Annotated in this window: 16 protein-coding genes; 10 read left to right on the forward strand and 6 right to left on the reverse strand. The window is 72.2% G+C overall.

Annotation, left to right across the window (positions count from 1 at the left end):
* The first annotated feature begins 23 nt into the window (after positions 1-23).
* From ACH5AO_RS08525 to ACH5AO_RS08535, 3 genes are all read left to right on the forward strand, one after another.
* Positions 24-1,709 carry a serine/threonine-protein kinase gene (locus ACH5AO_RS08525; RefSeq protein ID WP_398923135.1) on the forward strand — a complete coding sequence of 562 codons (1,686 nt, stop codon included), beginning with the start codon at positions 24-26 and terminating at the stop codon, positions 1,707-1,709.
* A 130-nt stretch (positions 1,710-1,839) separates the two neighbouring features.
* Positions 1,840-3,453 carry a succinic semialdehyde dehydrogenase gene (locus tag ACH5AO_RS08530; RefSeq protein ID WP_398923137.1) on the forward strand — a complete coding sequence of 538 codons (1,614 nt, stop codon included), beginning with the start codon at positions 1,840-1,842 and terminating at the stop codon, positions 3,451-3,453.
* Between the two features lie 75 nt (positions 3,454-3,528).
* A complete protein-coding gene (locus tag ACH5AO_RS08535; RefSeq protein ID WP_398923139.1) occupies positions 3,529-5,337 on the forward strand; it encodes a GMC oxidoreductase in 1,809 nt (602 codons plus the stop codon).
* A gap of 85 nt (positions 5,338-5,422) precedes the next feature.
* Here the strand turns inward: ACH5AO_RS08535 and ACH5AO_RS08540 are convergent, their stop codons facing one another.
* Complete coding sequence (locus ACH5AO_RS08540) at positions 5,423-6,421, reverse strand: LAETG motif-containing sortase-dependent surface protein (protein ID WP_398923629.1); 999 nt, start codon at positions 6,419-6,421, stop codon at positions 5,423-5,425.
* Between the two features lie 172 nt (positions 6,422-6,593).
* Between ACH5AO_RS08540 and ACH5AO_RS08545 the strand changes: the two genes are divergently transcribed.
* Positions 6,594-7,892, forward strand: a complete 1,299-nt coding sequence (locus tag ACH5AO_RS08545) for a hypothetical protein (RefSeq protein ID WP_398923141.1) — start codon at positions 6,594-6,596, stop codon at positions 7,890-7,892.
* Between the two features lie 285 nt (positions 7,893-8,177).
* On the opposite strand, the gene ACH5AO_RS08550 is transcribed toward ACH5AO_RS08545, so the two are convergent.
* Positions 8,178-8,474 (reverse strand): chorismate mutase, encoded by a 297-nt coding sequence (locus tag ACH5AO_RS08550; RefSeq protein WP_398923143.1) that lies wholly within the window; start codon positions 8,472-8,474, stop codon positions 8,178-8,180.
* Between the two features lie 338 nt (positions 8,475-8,812).
* Here ACH5AO_RS08550 and guaA point away from each other — a divergent pair, with 338 nt between their 5' ends.
* Positions 8,813-10,393 (forward strand): glutamine-hydrolyzing GMP synthase, encoded by a 1,581-nt coding sequence (gene guaA / locus ACH5AO_RS08555; RefSeq protein WP_398923145.1) that lies wholly within the window; start codon positions 8,813-8,815, stop codon positions 10,391-10,393.
* 13 nt (positions 10,394-10,406) lie between these two features.
* On the opposite strand, the gene ACH5AO_RS08560 is transcribed toward guaA, so the two are convergent.
* The gene (locus ACH5AO_RS08560; protein WP_398923147.1) at positions 10,407-10,886 is read right to left on the reverse strand and encodes a pyridoxamine 5'-phosphate oxidase family protein; all 480 of its coding nucleotides are present in this window, start codon (positions 10,884-10,886) and stop codon (positions 10,407-10,409) included.
* 183 nt (positions 10,887-11,069) lie between these two features.
* On the opposite strand from ACH5AO_RS08560, the gene ACH5AO_RS08565 reads away from it, so the two are divergent.
* From ACH5AO_RS08565 to ACH5AO_RS08575, 3 genes are all read left to right on the forward strand, one after another.
* On the forward strand, positions 11,070-11,864 hold the full coding sequence (locus tag ACH5AO_RS08565; RefSeq protein WP_398923149.1) for a class II aldolase/adducin family protein: 795 nt from the start codon (positions 11,070-11,072) through the stop codon (positions 11,862-11,864).
* Between the two features lie 226 nt (positions 11,865-12,090).
* Positions 12,091-13,371 (forward strand): hypothetical protein, encoded by a 1,281-nt coding sequence (locus tag ACH5AO_RS08570; protein WP_398923151.1) that lies wholly within the window; start codon positions 12,091-12,093, stop codon positions 13,369-13,371.
* A gap of 484 nt (positions 13,372-13,855) precedes the next feature.
* Complete coding sequence (locus ACH5AO_RS08575; protein WP_398923153.1) at positions 13,856-14,383, forward strand: DoxX family membrane protein; 528 nt, start codon at positions 13,856-13,858, stop codon at positions 14,381-14,383.
* Between the two features lie 7 nt (positions 14,384-14,390).
* Here ACH5AO_RS08575 and ACH5AO_RS08580 read toward each other — a convergent pair whose 3' ends face one another.
* Entirely contained in the window at positions 14,391-14,627 is a 237-nt protein-coding gene (locus ACH5AO_RS08580; RefSeq protein WP_398923155.1) for a hypothetical protein, read from the reverse strand.
* Complete coding sequence (locus tag ACH5AO_RS08585; RefSeq protein WP_398923157.1) at positions 14,614-15,972, reverse strand: PspC domain-containing protein; 1,359 nt, start codon at positions 15,970-15,972, stop codon at positions 14,614-14,616. The genes ACH5AO_RS08580 and ACH5AO_RS08585 overlap by 14 nt, the downstream gene beginning before the upstream one ends.
* A 179-nt stretch (positions 15,973-16,151) precedes the next feature.
* Here ACH5AO_RS08585 and ACH5AO_RS08590 point away from each other — a divergent pair, with 179 nt between their 5' ends.
* Positions 16,152-17,444: a PspC domain-containing protein gene (locus ACH5AO_RS08590; protein WP_398923159.1), complete on the forward strand. Its 1,293-nt coding sequence runs from the start codon at positions 16,152-16,154 to the stop codon at positions 17,442-17,444.
* Positions 17,441-18,154, forward strand: coding sequence for a LuxR C-terminal-related transcriptional regulator (locus ACH5AO_RS08595; RefSeq protein WP_398923161.1), 714 nt, complete (start codon positions 17,441-17,443; stop codon positions 18,152-18,154). Before ACH5AO_RS08590 ends, ACH5AO_RS08595 begins: the two co-directional genes overlap by 4 nt.
* Before the next feature lie 22 nt (positions 18,155-18,176).
* Here the strand turns inward: ACH5AO_RS08595 and ACH5AO_RS08600 are convergent, their stop codons facing one another.
* Positions 18,177-18,611, reverse strand: coding sequence for an ATP-binding protein (locus ACH5AO_RS08600; RefSeq protein WP_398923163.1), 435 nt, complete (start codon positions 18,609-18,611; stop codon positions 18,177-18,179).
* Positions 18,612-18,663 lie beyond the last annotated feature (52 nt).

An 18,663-nucleotide genomic window follows, 5' to 3' on the forward strand; every position in this document is an offset into this window, starting at 1 on the left:
GCGTGGCGCGATATGGATGAGCCATGAGCAGCAACGGGGGAGCCCGCCACGGGGCCGACGAGCCGACCAGTTTCGACCTGCGGCCGCCGGCCCCGAGACCGCCCGCGGCCGTGCCGCACCCCGACAACCCGTACGCGGCACCACCGGCCCAGGCGGTACCACCGCAGCCGCAGCCGCAGCCGCAGCCGCAGCCACAGCCACAGGCACAGGACGACCCCGGTGCCGGCCGGCTGATCGCCGGCCGCTACCGGCTGCTCGCCAAGCTCGGGCACGGCGGCATGGGCACGGTGTGGCGGGCCGTGGACGAGACCATGGACCGCGAGGTCGCCGTCAAGGAGCCCCGCGTCCCGGACCACCTTCCCGAACGCGAACGCTCCAACGCCTTCGAGCGGATGCGCCGGGAGGCCCGCGCCGCCGCCCGGCTCGACCACCCCGCGGTGGTCGACGTCCATGACGTCGCGGTGGTCGACGGCCGCCCGTGGATCGTGATGGAACTGGTCCGGGGCCGTTCGCTGGGCGCCGTGCTGCAGGAGGAGGGCACCCTCTCCGCACGCGAGGCGGCCAGGGTCGGCCTGGAGGTGCTCGGCGCGCTGGAGGCCGCGCACGCGGCGGGCGTCCTGCACCGGGACGTCAAACCGGACAACGTGCTGCTCGGCCGGTACGACCGGGTCGTCCTCACCGACTTCGGCATCGCCCGGATCGAGGGCGAGACCAGTCTGACCGACACCGGCGGATTCGTCGGCTCGCCCGAGTACATCGCCCCGGAACGGGTGCTGGGCCAGCGCCCCGGCCCCGCCTCCGACCTGTGGTCGCTCGGTGTCGTGCTGTACGCGGCGACGGAGGGCGTCTCGCCGTTCCGCCGCGGCAACACCCCCGCCACCCTCCAGTCGGTCCTCAACGCCACACCGGCGCCGCCCGCCTCCGCGCGGGGCCCGCTGGCCGAGGTCATCACCGGGCTGCTGCAGAAGGACCCGGCGCGCCGTCCCCACGCCGACCGGGTCCGTGCCGCGCTGGAAACGGCCGCGAACCCGCCCGCCCCGCAGCCCACCCAGGTCGCCCGGTTCCCCGCCGGGGAGTCCGGGAGCAGGGGCGTCCGCATCGGCCGCAGGACGCTGACGGCGCTGGGCGCGGCGGTCGTCGCGGCGGCGGTGGCCGCGTACCTGGTGATCGCGGACCCGTTCGCGGGGCCGCTGCCGGACGGCTGGAAGCGCCACGACCTCCCGGAGCGGGTGGGCGTCTCCGTCGCGGTGCCGGAGGGCTTCGTGAAGGACGAGCAGGCCGACGACTCGGACGGGACGGTCGCCTCCTTCACCGACCCCAGCGGGCTGGTGCGGGTCGAGATCGACCGCGACATCAAGGCCGAGGACAAGGACGGCGAGATCGAGGCCTCGGCCCCGGAAGAGGCGTTCGCGCACTGGGAGGAGCTGAAGGACGGCGAGTACGGCTGGGGCATCGCCGACACCCCGGCCCCGAAGGGCAAGCCGCGCGAGACCACGTACAAGGACCGTGAGGCGGCCACGAACACCATCGTCTACACGACGACCACCACTCCGGCGCTGGTGCACGAGGCACAGGTTGTGTACTACCGGAACAAGGACGGCGACATGTACCGGCTCTGGATCGTGTATCCGGGCAAGGGCCACTTCACCGAGGCCGGCCGGGAGATCGCCCGTAAGGTCATCGACTCGTGGGACATCCGCGAGCTCTGAACGGTCGGTGTCACGGTCGACGCCCTGATCAGGGGCTTCGTTGCCAGCGTTCACTGGCGGTGTGTGAGCGGTGGGTGAATCTGTTACCGACGGGTACACAAAGCGTTCCCCCGGGCATACCCTGCGGCTCATGACGGACGCGCAGACCCGGGAAACGACCGGCACCAACCCCCTCGCCCCCGCGCCGGCGGGTGCCCGTACCGCCGCCGACGTGGTCACGCCGGAACTGGTCGCCCAGCTCACCAAGGGCGTGGCCGGTTCCGGCCGGACCGCCAACCACACGCCGTTCACCGGCGAGAAGCTGGCCGACCTGCCCGAGTCGACGCCCGAGGACGTGGCGCAGGCCTTCGAGGCGGCCCGCGCCGCCCAGGCCGTCTGGGCGAGGATCCCGGTACGGGAGCGCGCCGCCGTCCTGCTCCGCTTCCACGACCTGGTGCTGGCCCGCCAGGCCGAAGTGCTCGACCTCATCCAGCTGGAGACCGGCAAGGCCCGGCTGCACGCCCACGAGGAGGTGCAGGCCGTCGCCGTCGCCGCCCGCCACTACGGCCGCCGGGCCGCCGCCTACCTGCGGCCCAGGCGGCACGCGGGCGCCGTGCCGGCCCTCACCAAGGTCACCGAACTGCGCCACCCGCGCGGTGTCGTCGGCCAGATCGCCCCCTGGAACTACCCCCTCGAACTCTCCGTCGGCGACGCCCTCCCGGCGTTCGTCGCGGGCAACGCGGTCGTCATGAAGCCCGACACGGAGACCTGCCTCACCGCTCTGTGGGCCCGTGACCTGCTGATCGAGGCCGGACTGCCCGCCGACGTCTTCCAGGTCGTCCTCGGCGAGGGCCCGGTCGTCGGCCCCGAGGTCGTCCGGCACGCCGACTACGTCTCCTTCACCGGCTCCACCCGCACCGGCCGCGAGGTCGCCCAGGGCGCCGCCGCCCGCCTGATCGGCGTCTCCCTCGAACTCGGCGGCAAGAACGCCATGCTCGTACTGGAGGACGCCGACCTCGACAAGGCCGCCGCGGGCGCCGTCCACGCCTGCTTCTCCTCCGCCGGCCAGCTGTGCATCTCCATCGAGCGGCTCTACGTCCACGCGTCGGTCGCGGACACCTTCCTGGAGCGCTTCACCGCCCGCACCAAGGCGCTCCGCCTCGGCACCTCCCTCGCCTACGGCGCCGACATGGGCTCGCTGGTCGGACAGCGCCAGCTCGACGCCGTCACCCGGCACGTCGACGACGCCGTCGCCAAGGGCGCCAGGGTGCTCGCGGGCGGCACGGCCCGCCCGGACATCGGCCCCTACTTCTACGAGCCGACCGTCCTCGACGGCGTCGAGGCCCCCATGAGCGTCTGCTCCGAGGAGACCTTCGGCCCGGTCGTCTCGGTCTACCGCTTCACCTCCGACGACGAGGCGGTCGAACGCGCCAACTCCACCCCGTACGGCCTGAACTCCTCCGTCTGGACCAGGAACGCCCGGCGCGGCCGCGCGGTCGCCGCGCGCCTGCGCACCGGCACGGTCAACATCAACGAGGGGTACGCCTCCGCGTACGGCAGCGTCCAGTCGCCGATGGGCGGCATGAAGGACTCCGGCCTCGGCCGCCGTCACGGCTCCGAGGGCATCCTCAAGTACACCGAGGCCCAGACGATCGCCCACCAGCGCCTCCTCCCGATGGCGCCCTCGCTGGGCATGGACGACGAGAAGTACGCGGCCTTCATGAGCCGCAGCCTGCGCCTCATGAAGACACTCCGGTTCAGGTGAGATGCCCGAAGGGGCGCGGGGAACCGCGCGACCAGCCACACACGACCCGCACGCGAACTCAAAGGGGAGCCCTCCGTGCCTCAAGACGCTTACGACTACGACGTCCTCGTCGTCGGCTCCGGCTTCGGCGGCTCCGTGACCGCTCTCCGCCTGACGGAGAAGGGTTACACCGTCGGCGTCCTGGAAGCCGGCCGCCGCTTCACCCGCGACACCCTGCCGAAGAACTCCTGGGACCTGAGGAACTACCTCTGGGCGCCGAGGCTCGGCATGTACGGCATCCAGCGCATCCACCTGCTGGGCAACGTCATGGTGCTGGCCGGCGCGGGCGTCGGCGGCGGCTCGCTCAACTACGCCAACACCCTCTACGTACCGCCGGAGCCGTTCTTCGAGGACCCGCAGTGGGGGCACATCACCGACTGGCGGGAGGAGCTGGCCCCGTACTACGACCAGGCGAAGCGCATGCTCGGCGTACGGCTCAACCCGACGATGACCCCGTCGGACGTGCACCTGAAGGCGGCGGCCGAGCGGATGGGCGTGGGCGACACCTTCCACATGGCCCCGGTCGGCGTCTTCTTCGGCGACGGCGAGGACGCCGACGGGAAGGCGCGGGCGAAGCCGGGACAGGAGGTGCCCGACCCGTACTTCGGCGGGGCGGGGCCGTCGCGGCGGGCCTGTGCCGAGTGCGGCGAGTGCATGACCGGCTGCCGGCACGGCGCGAAGAACACCCTCAACGAGAACTACCTCCACCTCGCCGAGAAGGCGGGCGCGGTCGTGCACCCCATGACGACGGCCGTGTCGGTCACGGAGGACTCCCGGGGCGGGTTCGCCGTCGCCACCCTGCCGACCGACGACCGCCGCAAGGGCGAGGGCCGCACCTTCCGCGCCCGCCGGGTCGTCCTGGCCGCCGGCACCTACGGCACCCAGACCCTGCTGCACCGCATGAAGGCGGGCGGCCAGCTGCCGTACCTCTCGGAGAAACTGGGCGAGCTGACCCGCACCAACTCCGAGGCCCTCGTCGGCGCGCAGACCGACGACCGCCGCTACCGCAGGGCCACCGGCGCGCCGAGGGCCGACTTCACCCGCGGTGTGGCCATCACGTCGTCGATCCACCCCGACGCGAACACCCACATCGAGCCGGTCCGCTACGGCCGCGGCTCCAACTCGATGGGCGGGCTGTCCATCCTCCAGGTCCCGTACGCGGGCGGCGGCTCGGGCGCCGCCCGGGTGCTCGGCTGGCTGGGCAACGCGGCGAAGCACCCCTGGCTGCTGCTGCGTTCGCTGTCCAACCGGCGCTGGTCGGAGCGGACCATCATCGGGCTGGTGATGCAGTCGCTGGACAACTCCCTGACGACGTACCTCAAGCCGTCCGGGGCCGGCCGCGGGCTGCTCACCGCCCGGCAGGGCCACGGTGCCCCCAACCCCAAGCAGATCAAGGCGGCCACGGACGGCGCGTCGGCGCTGGCGGCCGAGATCAACGGCTTCGCGGGCTCCAACGTCGGTGAGCTGACGGGGATGCCGCTGACCGCCCACTTCCTGGGCGGCTGCCCGATCGGCGCGTCCCGTGAGACCGGTGTGATCGACCCGTACCACCGCCTCTACGGCCACCCCGGCATCTCGGTCGTGGACGGGGCGGCGGTCTCGGCGAACCTCGGGGTCAACCCCTCCCTGACCATCACGGCGCAGGCCGAGCGGGCGATGTCGTACTGGCCCAACAAGGGCGAGGCCGATCCGCGCCCCGCGCAGGGGGAGCCCTACCGGCGTCTGGCACCGGTCGAGCCGAAGTCCCCGGCGGTCCCGGCGGAGGCGTTCGGCGCGCTGCGGCTGCCGTTCCTGGGGATGCCGGCGGTGCCGCCGAAGAAGGAAGCGGTGCCGCCGGAGAAGTAGAGGGAAGAGGACCTGTGCCCCCCTCCGAGCTCAGGTCCTCTTCCCTTGTCCTGGGTGATGCCGCACGCGGTGCGGCCGGGCGGCGTTACGCCACCGGACCGGCCTGGCGCCGGCGCACCACGAACACCGCACCGGCACCGGCCACGACGGCGACACCGCCGGCCAGGCCGATCATCGGCAGGGCGGAGCTCGAACCGGTCTCGGCGAGGCTGCCGGTGACCTCGACGTCCTTCACCTCGTCGAGCGCCTCGTCGATCTCGACCTTGCCGCCGGTCTGCGGCTCGGCGTCGTTCGGCTCACCGGGGTCGGAGCCGGCGGCCAGGATGTCGAAGAAGTAGATCCAGCCGTTGGAGTCGTCGGCGATCCAGCAGCCCTCGTCGTCCGCGTACTCGGCGAAACCGCCGACGAGGCCGAGCGCGTCGGGCGCCTTGCCGCTGACGCTCAGCCGCAGCTGGTACGAGACCGACCGACCGGCACCGAGCGAGAACGCGGCGAACGTACCGCCCTCACCGGCGGCGTCCGCGAGCGTGTTCCACGTGCCGGTGGCCTTGTCGAGGACCTGGACCGTGACCTGGCCGGAGTGGTCCTTCTCGTCCCAGCCGAGGGCCGTGACGCCGATCAGCGGCCTGATGTCCTTGATCTCGTCGTCGCCGCGGTTGGACACGTCGAACGAGAACGTCGTCCAGCCGCTGCCGGCGACGATCGTCTCGGGCAACCCCGACAGACCGCTGTGCAGGTCGGCGCTGAGCTCGGTGGTGCTCTTGCCCTCCTCGTCGAGGCAGAGCTCGACATCGTCCTCGTCGTCCGCCGGGGGGTTCTCGTCTTCGGTGGGAGGGTTCTCGTCGTCCGCCGGGGGGTTCTCGTCTTCGGTGGGCGGGTTCTCGTCGTCCGCCGGGGGGTTCTCGTCTTCGGTGGGCGGGTTCTCGCCGTCCGCCGGAAGGCTCTCCTCCCCGGCGGACGTGCTCGTCGACGTGCCCGGCGCCTCCTCGCCGCCGGTCGCGAAGGCCGCCGGAGCCGAGAACAGGGCCAGCGGCGCGATGACGGCCGTCGCGGCCGCTGCGGCCACGGCGCGGCGAAGCTTCATGAAGACCTCGGTGAGTCCGGCGTACTGCTCGGGCGTGGTACGAGAGGGGAGGCTCCTCCACGGAGGGGCCACGGGTGTGATCCATGAGGATTCGGTGAGTTCGATCAACAAGGCCGGTGGATGGTTGTCCCGCCCTTCACGGAATTCTTATGTGAGGTGGATCACAGGATGGGTGATCGTCGTTGACGTACGCTCGTCCGCCTACGTCCGCCACCGAGAGAAAGCCCGCGACCCCGTGGCCGAACAGCCGTCCGAAGAGTCCGGACCGGAGCCCTCGTCCCTCCCCGATGACGTCTGGGAGAAGTTCATCCAGGACAGCGAGCGCGACATCCGTGCCTCCGCTCCCAAGGAACCGTCGGCGCGGGCCCGCATGGTGACCGAGCGGCTGCGGGCCATGGACGAGGCGCAGGCCGGGACGGCCGCGGACGGCAAGCGCCGCACGGGCAGGAAGCGGAAGGCGGCGCGGCCCGCCCCGCCCGAGGGGTGGCGCACGGGCCCGCCCCTGCAGGTCCTGGAGCGCCGCTCGTCGCGCCGGCGCCGGATCTGGAGCGCGGTCGGGATCGTGACGGCCGTGGCGCTGGCGGTGGTCGCCGTCAATCCGTCCGCCGCGCTGTCCTGGTTGCCCGGTGGCCTCGGCGAGGATTCCGGCACGTCGGACGGGGAGCGGGCGGCCGACGCCACGCCGCTGGCGCCCGAGACGGCCCGCCCTGGCGCCGCACCCTCCGAGGCCCCCGCCGGCGTCCCGACGCGGAAGGAACCGTTCGCCGGCTCCCCGGCCGCCCGGTGGGAGGCGGGGGCGGACGCCATCCGGCTGCCCGAGGCGGAGGCCGTGGGCGGGGTCCCCGCCGACCGGATCCGGGCCGCGCTGAAGGGGACGAAGGAGTTCCTGGTCGCCGCCAACCTCGACCCCGCCGTATTGAAGGGCGAGCGGCCGACGAAGGCACTGGAGCTCGTGGACCCGGCGGAGAAGGAGTACCTCGCCGATCTGCGCGACGCCCTGCGCGAGCCCACGGAGAAGAACGACCCGGTGTGGACGTTCACCCGGTTCGACCCCGCGGAGGTCGAACTCGTGGGCGAGGTGCGGGTGCGGGGCCGTATGACGGTCGAGGCCGTGAAGGGAACCGCCGGGCGGGCCCTGGTCAAGGCCGACTACACCTTCGTGTACCCGATGGCCCGCGTCGGCGGCGGTGACGAGGTGAGCAGGGCCATCGTCCGCCGGACGATCGAGGTGGACGCCGTGGACCCCGCCAGGTTCCGGGCCGACGAGGGGCACATCTGGATCACCGACGTCAACGGCGAGATATCCAACGACGACTGCCGGGACGGCGACGGGGTCATCCGCCCGCAGTTCCTCGCCGACCGGCGGGGACGCCCCGAGCCGACCGGCCCGGCCCGCGACCCGTACGACCGCAGCAAGGACCTGGAGCCGGCCGGCGGCGAGGCGGACTGCGGAGTCGTGACCCGCACCTGAGGCGTACGGCGGAGATGCGGGCCGGCCGGTCCCGGGCGTCCCCGGGACCGGCCGTTCTCTGGGGTGACCGGGCCGCTGTCCCCTGCCGTCCGGTCACTTCCCCGGAACGAGGTCCCACGACGTGCGGCACGATCCGCACGCCTCATCGCTCCGGCGAGTCACGCGTGGTACTGCTCGGGTCTGCCCCTGGCCGACGCGGACACCGGTACCAACGAAGCGGTGCCGGTACCGGTCACGCGCCGTACGGGTGAGGAGTGCGCGTACGTCCGTACCGCGCACGCGGCGTCAGATCCTGCCGCGGCACAGCTCCAGCAGGGTCATCGCGAGCGCGGTGCCCGGCTTGCCCAGGGCGTCCCTGAAGTGGGCGAGGACCTCCATCTCGCGGGACAGGTTCACTCGCCGCCCGCCGGAGGCGATCCGCTCCTTCTGGATGACGGCCGACACGGCCATCCGTTCCTGCACCAGACCGATGATCCGGTCGTCGAGCGCGTCGATCCGCTCACGGGCGCCGGTGATCAGCTCGGCGGCCTCGGTGGTGCGGGCGCCGGTCTTCTCGGTCGACTCCGTCGTGGTGGTGGTCATGCCGGGGCTCCTCGTGGATGGGTGGGTGCGGTGCCCCGGAGCGACAGGGTCCGGAGGAAAACGCCAGGCGCCCCGGACCTTGTCGGCCCGGGGCGCCTGGGAAGTCGCTTGTCAGTTGCTCAAGCAGCACGACCATGGCAGCCGGCGGGCCGGTCGCCATAGGTAAAGAGGTAGGTCGGGTGCGTGAGCATGGGGCAAGTATGCCCGGCCCGCCGCGGCTGTCCAACACGGGTCGCATGGTGAGACGGGCCCCGGTTCCGGCGGCGGGACCCGTCCCGCCGCCGTCTCGGTAGAATTGGGAGGCACAAGACCCCCGCCCCACCGCCGGAAGGCACCTCGTGTCATCAGCGTCCCCCGCTGCCAACGCGCCCGACACCGTCCTGGTCGTCGACTTCGGCGCGCAGTACGCCCAGCTCATCGCCCGTCGCGTCCGCGAGGCGCGGGTCTACAGCGAGATCGTGCCGAGCACCATGCCGGTCGAGGAGATCCTCGCCAAGAACCCCGCGGCGATCATCCTGTCCGGCGGCCCCTCGTCCGTGTACGAGGAGGGCGCCCCCCGTCTCGACCGCGAGATCTTTGAGGCCGGCGTCCCCGTCTTCGGCATGTGCTACGGCTTCCAGCTCATGGCCCAGAGCCTGGGCGGCCAGGTGGACAACACCGGCGCCCGTGAGTACGGCCGTACCGACCTGCACGTCTCCAAGAACTCCTCCACCCTCTTCGAGGGCACCCCGGACGAGCAGGCCGTCTGGATGTCGCACGGCGACGCCTGCTCCGCCGCCCCCGAGGGCTTCTCCGTCACCGCCTCGACGGACGTCGTCCCGGTCGCCGCGTTCGAGAACGACGAGAAGAAGCTCTACGGCGTCCAGTACCACCCCGAGGTGATGCACTCCACGCACGGGCAGCAGGTGCTGGAGCACTTCCTGTACCGGGGCGCGGGCCTCACCCCGGACTGGACCACCGGCAACGTCATCGACGAGCAGGTCGCCGCGATCCGCGAGCTGGTCGGCGACAAGCGCGCCATCTGCGGTCTGTCCGGCGGCGTGGACTCCGCCGTCGCCGCCGCCCTCGTCCAGAAGGCCATCGGCTCCCAGCTGACCTGCGTGTACGTCGACCACGGCCTGATGCGCAAGGGCGAGACCGAGCAGGTCGAGAAGGACTTCGTGGCCGCGACCGGCGTCCAGCTGAAGGTCGTGGACGCGCAGGAGCGGTTCCTCACGGCCCTGAAGGGCGTCTCCGACCCCGAGGAGAAGCGGAAGATCATCGGCCGGGAGTTCATCCGGGTCTTCGAGCAGGCCCAGGCCGAGATCATCGCGGACGAGGGCCCGGCGGTGGAGTTCCTGGTGCAGGGCACCCTCTACCCGGACGTCGTCGAGTCCGGCGGCGGCACCGGCACCGCCAACATCAAGTCCCACCACAACGTGGGCGGCCTGCCCGAGGACCTCGAGTTCAAGCTGATCGAGCCGCTGCGCAAGCTGTTCAAGGACGAGGTCCGGATGGTCGGCCAGGAGCTCGGCCTGCCGGAGGAGATCGTCCAACGCCAGCCGTTCCCCGGCCCGGGGCTCGGCATCCGGATCGTCGGCGAGGTCACCAAGGAGCGGCTCGACCTGCTCCGCGAGGCCGACGCCATCGCCCGCGAGGAGCTGACCGCGGCCGGACTCGACCGGGACATCTGGCAGTGCCCGGTCGTCCTGCTCGCGGACGTGCGCTCGGTGGGCGTCCAGGGCGACGGCCGCACCTACGGTCACCCGATCGTGCTGCGCCCCGTCTCCAGCGAGGACGCCATGACCGCCGACTGGTCCCGGCTGCCGTACGACGTCCTCGCGAAGATCTCGACCCGGATCACCAACGAGGTGCGGGACGTCAACCGCGTCGTCCTCGACGTGACCTCCAAGCCGCCGGGCACCATCGAGTGGGAGTGACCCTTCAGGGTCCTCAGGTCCGTTTGAGGGTGCGCACCGGCTCTCCGGGCTTCCAGACCTGGACGACGAGGTACTTCTCGTCCTCCACGTAGGTCCTCACGACCTCCGTCAGCTCGGTGCGGAAGAGGTGGAACGGCTCCGGCGGTTCCACCTCTTCGGCGTACCGGCGCCGGGTCTCCGTGTCGTCGTCGGCGATCTCCACCGCCCGGCCGCCGATCCGGACGTCCCCGCCGCCCATGCCCGTGCCGTCGCCGGGGTTCGCCTGGAGCGCGAAGCGCGGGTCGCGGCGCAGATCGAGCGCCTTGAGCGAGTCCGGCATCATGCCGAGCCAGAGTTCTCCGTTCAGGAAGCGGACCTCCAGGCCGGTGGTGCGCGGTGAGCCGTCCTTGCGCAGGGTCGCGAGGACGTGGTGGGTGTATGCGGCGAAGCGTTCCTCCACGGTCTTCGCGAAGTCCGGTTCGGCGGCGGCGAAAGCCCCCCAGTTCGTGTTCATGACGTCGAGTGTGGCGGGGATACCGGACACCTTGTGTCGGATATCGGCGGTGTCCTCCGGACGGAGCAGCGGGGCCCGCGACGCTTCTTTCAGGCCCGCGCCCCTTCTTTATCGAAGAGAGCTGTCGTCCGGGGCTGCCCGCCGGTAACTTCCGCCCCGTACGCAACCCCCGCGGGAGGACTCATGCACGGGCCCACGCCGCCCATGCCGCTGCCCACCGACAGACTGCGCTTCGCCATGCCGCCCCGGCACGAGTCGGCCGAGGACGAGCGCCGGCACCGCAAGGAGCGGCTCGCGGGCGCGCTGCGGCTCTTCGGACGGCTCGGCTTCGAGGACGGCGTCTCCGGGCACATCACCGCACGCGACCCGGAGTTCAGCGACTGCTTCTGGGTCAACCCGTTCGGGATGTCCTTCCGGCAGGTCACCGTGAGCGACCTGGTGCTCGCCAACCGGGACGGCCAGGTCGTCGAGGGCGGCCACCACGTCAACCAGGCCGCGTTCACCGTGCACGCCCAGGTGCACGCGGCCCGGCCCGACGTCGTCGCCGTCGCCCACTGCCACTCGGTGCACGGCCGCGCCCTCGCCGCCCTCGGCGGCCTGCTCGACCCGATCACCCAGGAGAGCTGCGCCTTCTACGAGGACCACGCCCTCTACGACGCCTACAGCGGCGTCACCGTCGACGCCGAGGAGGGGAGGCGGATCGCGGACGTGCTCGGCTCCCGCAAGGCGCTGGTGCTGCGCAACCACGGGCTGCTCACCGTGGGCGACTCGGTGGACGCGGCGGCCTGGTGGTTCGTGGCGATGGAGCGGTCCTGCCAGGTGCAGCTCGCCGCGCGGGCTGCGGGCCGGCCCGTCCTCATCGACCACCGGCAGGCGGTGGCGACGCGGGAGCAGTTGGGCGGGGACCTGGTGGCGTGGATCAACTACCAGCCGATGTGGCAGGACATCAGCCGGAGCGAGCCGGATCTGCTGACATAGGCGGCGGGTGACGTGGGGGCGGGTGACGGGTGGCTTGGGCGGCGGGTGGCTTGGGCGGTGGGTCAATCCGGCGTCGTGAAGTTCACCCGTACGGGACGGGCCTGCCGGACGGGGAGGGGACGGGGTAGGGCACAATTCGCTGTCGTCACCGGGGACTTGTACGGGGCGGTGACAGTGATCGTGGGCCGATTCGTGGTTGTGACGGTGGGGAAGGCGGGCTTCGGGCGTGGCGGTGCAGGAGGCGAGGCAGGGCGGCCCCGACATGGGCGCCCACGGGGGCGGCTGCACCTGCGGGGACTGTCCGCACGGGGCGCGTGAGGGGCATCGGCGCGCGGTCGCCGCGTTCCTGCTGAAGCGGGACGAGTTCGCGGCCGGACACGGAGTGCCGGCCGCGGTGGCCCACTCCGCCTCCGCCTCCCGGCAATGGGTGTCGGAGGAGCTCACGCAGGCCGCGGAGATCGTCGCCGAACGGGGGCGGGCCGAGGGCGCGGCGTGGCTGGTACGGCTGTGGCGACGGACCGCGGCTGTGGTGTGGGCGGGCGTCGTACTGCTGCTCCTGGGACAGGCGCTCACGGCGATCGGCGCGGGGTGGACCGCCGCGCGCACCGCCGGGTTGCTGGCCGCGCTGGTGGTGGCCGGGGCGCTGACCGCCGCGTCGTGGTTCCACCGGGCGCGCGGGGGTGTGCTGGCGCCGGTGATCGGGGAGGACAACCGGCTCTCCACCTCCCGTGCGGTGGCCGCGTGCTGGGTGCTGTTCCTGGCGTTCGCGGTGCTCGTTCTGGTGGGGCGGCTCGCGGCCGCCTCCGGCGGCCGGGAGCGGGACGCCCTGATCGACGGGCTGGAACTCGCCCGCGGTGCCGGTGTGGTGACCGTGCTGGCCGTGGTGTGCGGGATCGCCGTGCTGGTGCGGCGGGTGGTCGGGCTGCGGGTGCTGGGGCAGCGGCTGCAGAAGGTGCGCGCGTACCGGCCCAGGGCGGCGGACCTGCTGACCGACGACTCGGGGCGGGGGAACTTCGCCGACATCCAGTACGTCGTGATCAGCGGTGTCGCCCTGGCGTTCGCGGCGGTGCGGCTGGCCCGGCGGCCGGACCAGTTGCCGGACCTGCCGTGGGGGCTCGCGGTGGTGGTGCTGGTGTCGGCGGCGACGTATCTCGCCGGGAAGTACGCGGAGGGCGGGCGTCCGGTCATTCTGTCGGTGGTGCGGGCGCGGGAGGCCGGCGATCTGGACGCGCCGATCCGGACCGGGGACGACATCGAGATCCGGGGGGCCGGGTTCGTGCCGGTGGGGGCGCAGGGGGCGGACCGGTTGTCGCGGATGGTGGTGCGGGTGGGGCCGGTGAACGTGCATGTGCCGCTGGTCCCTGTGACGGGTGGCTTCGACAACCCGACGGACGCGCTGCTGACCGTGCCCGTGCCGGCGGAGGTGGAACCGGGGCGGGTGGAGGTGCAGGTCGTCACGGCGGCGGGCGTGGAGACGAACCGGTACGCGATCGATGTGACGGAGTAGGCCGGAGCGGGTGCCTGCGGCGCGGCGTCTGGGCCGGTGGGGGCGTGTGCCTGCGGGGCGGCTGTTCGCCCCGGTGGGTGGGATGCCTGCGGCGTAGGGTTCGGTCCGGTGGGGGCTGAGGTAGCGCCCACGGTCGGTGGGTGGGTCGGGGCCGTGTCGGGGGTGTCCGTCCTCGGACCGGCGCGGATCACGTTGCCCGGTGGGGTCAAGGGTGCGGACGCGCCGGCCACTGCGGGCGGCCACCCCCGCCCCGTCCCCTTCCCGCCGTACGCGGCTCTGTCACTGCCGCCGCACCGTTGCTTTCGTGGGCGGTCGTGCCTACCGCTCGAGCGGAGTTGAGAGCGGGGAAGGCATTCCCCGGCCCGTACACACCCACGCTGCTTCTTGAGAAAGACCTCGTGTTCGGGGTTGAGCCGTGAACGATTGTCGTACGTATGGACTGACGTGGAGGCCCCGGCACGGCGGTGAGAGGTGGCGGACAGTGATGACTCACGGTATGCGAACGGACACGCACTCCCCACGCTCCGGCGGCGACAGGGACTGGCGGGACACCGCCACCCGCTACGCCCTCGTGCCTCTGCGTATCTTTCTGGGCATCACCTTTCTCTACGCCGGTCTCGACAAACTCACGGACAGCGCGTTCATGAAGGACGCCGGTGCCGGATCGATCGGTGACATGATGCGCGCCGTCCGCGATTCCTCCGCCGTTCCCGCGCTGGTCGACATGGCGCTGGAGAGCCCGGTCGCGTTCGGTTACGCCATCGCGCTCGGGGAGCTGGCCGTCGGGATCGGCACCCTGCTCGGCCTGCTCACCCGCCTGGCCGCCCTGGGCGGCGCGCTGATCTCCCTCAGCCTGTGGCTGACCGTGAGCTGGGCCGCCGATCCGTACTACTACGGCAATGACCTCCCGTATCTGATGGCCTGGATTCCGCTGGTGCTGGCGGGTGCTCCGTTGCTGTCCGTGGACGCCGCTCTGCGGGCGAGGCGGCGACGGACGGAGGAGTACCGGTGACTCCTGCTCAGGCGGTCGTCTCCGGGGCGGTCCCCCGGGGGACCGACCTGCCTCGACGACGGCGTATGAGGCCGGTCAGGGAACCCACCGCGCCGGCCAGGCAGAGCCCGCCGACGACCACGGGGATCACCACGAACCACGGGGTCTCCCAGATGCCGCCCGCGTCGCCGGCGTAGATCACCGCGGCGAGGGTGAGGAAGGCACCGGCGACCAGCCTGCCGGGCTGGAACTCATGACGCAGCACGGCTCACCTCCGCCTGTCCCGCACCGACCTGGAGATCGAGGTCGAGCGTGCCCGCCTCCTCGACGCCGGCCGACGGCTCCAGGGTCACCTCCTTGTGCTTGCCCGGTGCCACGTCCACGTCCTTCTTCCTGTCGCCCGGCAACTGGATGTCGCCCACTCCGACATCGATGCTCAGCCTCACGGTCACGTCCCTGGGCACGATCACGTGGATCCGGCCCAGGCCGACATCGGCCCGGGTCGAGACGGTTCCGTCCGCGGGCACGCGTATCGCCGACAGGTCCAGGACGCCCTCGCCGGTGCCCAGGTCGTAGGCCGGGCGTATCTGCGTGACCGAGGTGGGCTCCCAGGTCGTGCGCGTCCAGTCGGTGCCGATGTCCTTGGGCAGGGCGGCCGATCCGGCGAGCAGGCCCGCCGTGACGACCGCCAGGACGATCGATCCCGCCCCGGTGCGGCCGAGGAACGCGCTGACGGCCACACCGATGCCGAAGACGGCGAGCGCGCAGGCGAGGCCGGCCTGCAGGCTGGTGCCGAGGGGGTGCTGCTCCCACGTCAACCCGGTGCCGAGGCCGCCGGCGAGCAGGGCGAGCAGGAAGATCCGGCCGCCGATTCCGCGGGGGCCGTGCGGCTCCGGCGGCCGGCGGAGCGGCGCGTACGCGGTGTCACGGGTACGGGTACGGGGATCGAGGCCGATGTCGACGGCGGCGGCGATGTCCGTGTCGCGGGCGTCCAGGGGGCCCCACAGATAGCCCGTGCCCCCGACGTGCGTGCCGTCCTTGACGATGGGGTCACGCCACCACGACGGGAAGGCGGAGGGGGCCGGCGGCGCCTGGGGCTCCGGCGGGGCGTCGGCCACGGCCTGGGCGGCTATGGGGTCGGGTCCGGGCACACCGCGCCGCCGTGACCAGTACCCGGCGCCGGCGAGCAGCAGGGACAGTATGACGGCGAAGCTCAGCACCCCGTCGTTGCTCAGCATGGTGAGGAAGACGCCGCAGCCGACCAGCGCGAACAGCACGGCCGTCAGGGTGTGGCCGTCGACCCGGCCGGTCAGCAGCCGGCGGATCCCGTTCTCCTCCTCGTCCTCGTACGGGACGAAGAGCCAGGCGAAGCCGTAGAAGATGAGGCCGATGCCGCCGGTGGCGGACAGGACCGCGAGCGTGATCCGGAAGATCACCGGGTCCATGTCGCACTGCCGACCGAGCCCCGCGCACACCCCGCCGAGCAGCTGGTGCCGGCGGTCGCGCCGGAAGGGCCCGCTCTCGTCGGCCGGCTCCGGTGGCGAGGCGGTCGCTCCCCCCGGGCCCGATGCGGGTCCCGGACCCGTCGTGGCGTGCTGATGATCGGTCATGGGTCCATGGTGACGGGCGAGCCGCCGCGGCGGCAGTCGGTACGACCCTGGCCGGACCCTGATATCGGTCCCCGAGCGGGACCGGGGGAGCGTTCGACGGACCCGGACCGCGGAGATCAGGGGAGTCTCCGGGGCCGACCCTGATGCTCCGGTACTCCGGGCGTGTGACCATCAATGGCATGTCGGAAGCCGCAGCAGCGCCCGTAGTCGAGCCGCGGCCGCCGCGCAAGCTCTACCGCAGCAGTGACGGACGCTGGCTCGGTGGTGTGGCGCGGGGGCTCGCCGGACACCTCGGGCTGCCCGTGATCTGGGTACGTCTCGTCTTCGTCGGCCTGTTCATGGCCGACGGTCTCGGCGCGCTGCTGTACGCCGCGTTCTGGTTCTTCGTACCGCTGGGCGTCGGCGGTGTGGACGCGCAGAAGCCGCCCTCGCTGGTGACGACGGAGACCTCGCCGGACGGCCGGCGCAGACTCGTCACCCGGAAACCGGACAAGGGGCAGATCGTCGCCCTGCTCCTCATGGTCGTCGTGGCCATGATCTTCGTGGGCAATGTGAACCTGACCAACGGGGCCAAGGCCTACCTCTGGCCGACCGTGCTGGTCGGCGCGGGCGTCGCCCTGGTCTGGCGGCAGGCGGACAACGCCCGCCGGGCCCGCTGGATGGAGGTCGGCCGCCGCCGGCGCACGGTCACGCTGCTGCGGGCCGGGGCCGGTGTGCTCCTGGTGACGGCGGGCGCCTCGGGCATCTTCGTCCTGCGGGGCTCCGGCAGCCACCTCGGCTCGGTGCTCCAAGCGGCCCTCGCGGTCCTCGTCGGCGTCACCCTCCTCGCCGGCCCCTACCTCGTGCGCATGACCCAGGACCTCTCCGAGGAGCGCCTGATGCGCATCCGGGCGCAGGAACGCGCGGAGGTCGCCGCCCACGTCCACGACTCGGTGCTGCACACCCTCACCCTGATCCAGCGCAACGCGGACAACGCGGGCGAGGTGCGCCGCCTGGCCCGGGCCCAGGAGCGCGACCTGCGCGCCTGGCTCTACAAGCCGGAGGGCAACGGCAAGGACGAGGACGACGAACCCGCCACCCTCGCCGAGGCGGTGAAGCGCAACGCCGCCGAGGTGGAGGACAAGCACGGCGTCCCCCTCGAGGTGGTGGTCGTCGGCGACTGCCCGCTCGACGAGAGAATCGGCGCACAGATGCAGGCCGCGCGCGAAGCGATGGTCAACGCCGCCAAGTACGGTGGCGAGGGAGGCGCGGTGCAGGTCTACGCCGAAGTCGAGGGAAGGACGGTCTTCGTGTCCGTCCGGGACCGCGGCCCCGGCTTCGACCTGGACTCGATACCCGCCGACCGCATGGGCGTCAGAGAATCGATCATCGGCCGCATGGAGCGCAACGGCGGCACGGCGCGGCTGCGCGCGGTGCCGGACGGTGGCACGGAGGTCGAGCTGGAGATGGAGAGGGCGGAGAAGACGTCATGAGCGAGCCGACCGAGGCGAACGGAACGACGGGACCGGCACAGGGCGCCGGGCGTCATGTGCGGGTGGTCCTCGTCGACGACCACCGCATGTTCCGCACGGGCGTCCAGGCGGAGATAGGGCAGACCGCGCAGACGGGTGTCGAGGTGGTCGGCGAGGCCGCCGACGTCGACCAGGCGGTCACGGTCATCACCGCGACCCGGCCCGAGGTGGTCCTGCTCGACGTGCACCTGCCCGGCGGCGGCGGCGTCGAGGTGCTGCGCCGCTGCGCCCCGTTGATGAGCGACGCCGAGCAGCCGGTCCGTTTCCTCGCCCTGTCCGTGTCGGACGCGGCGGAGGACGTGATCGGCGTGATCCGGGGCGGTGCCCGCGGCTACGTGACCAAGACGATCACCGGGACCGACCTGGTCGACTCGATCTTCCGGGTCCAGGAGGGGGACGCCGTCTTCTCCCCCCGCCTGGCCGGCTTCGTCCTGGACGCCTTCGCCTCGACCGACGCCCCGCCGGTCGACGAGGACATGGACCGCCTCACCCAGCGCGAGCGGGAGGTGCTGCGGCTGATCGCCCGCGGCTACGCCTACAAGGAGATCGCCAAGCAGCTGTTCATCTCGGTGAAGACGGTCGAGTCCCACGTCTCGGCGGTCCTGCGCAAGCTCCAGCTCTCCAACCGCCACGAACTGACCCGCTGGGCGACGGCACGGCGACTGGTGTGACCATCTGATAGTGGCGGAGTACTTACGTGGCATTGAGCGCCAGCTCGAACCACACCTTTTTGCCGATGCCGCGCTCCCTTTTCTCCGCGCCCCAGTCGTCCGCCAGTGTCGCCACCAGTGCGAGGCCTCGGCCTGACTCGTCGTCCGGGCAAGCCGTACTCGGCGTCGGGAGCGTGTCGTCGGCGTCCGTGACCGTGATGCGGAGGCGGTTGTCGGTGAGGGCGCATCGGGCCCGGATCTCGCGGCCGGCCGGGGCCTTTGCGTGGCGGTACGCGTTGGTCATCAGTTCGCTCAGGAGGAGTTCCGCCGTCTCGGTCACGTCTTGCGGGAGCATCCAGGAGGCCGCCTGTTCGCGGAACAGGGTGCGTGCGCGGCCGACGCTGCGGGCGTGACGGGGGAGTCGCCACTCGATGTCCTGCGGGGCGGTCGTGGGCAGCGGAAGCCGGGGGCTGTGCATGTGCGGTTCATCCCTTGCGCTGATGTTTCGCGGTTGGCGAGAACACCGTCCC

The sequence above is a fragment of the Streptomyces sp. NPDC018964 genome (genome assembly GCF_044390325.1).
Lineage (GTDB): Bacteria > Actinomycetota > Actinomycetes > Streptomycetales > Streptomycetaceae > Streptomyces.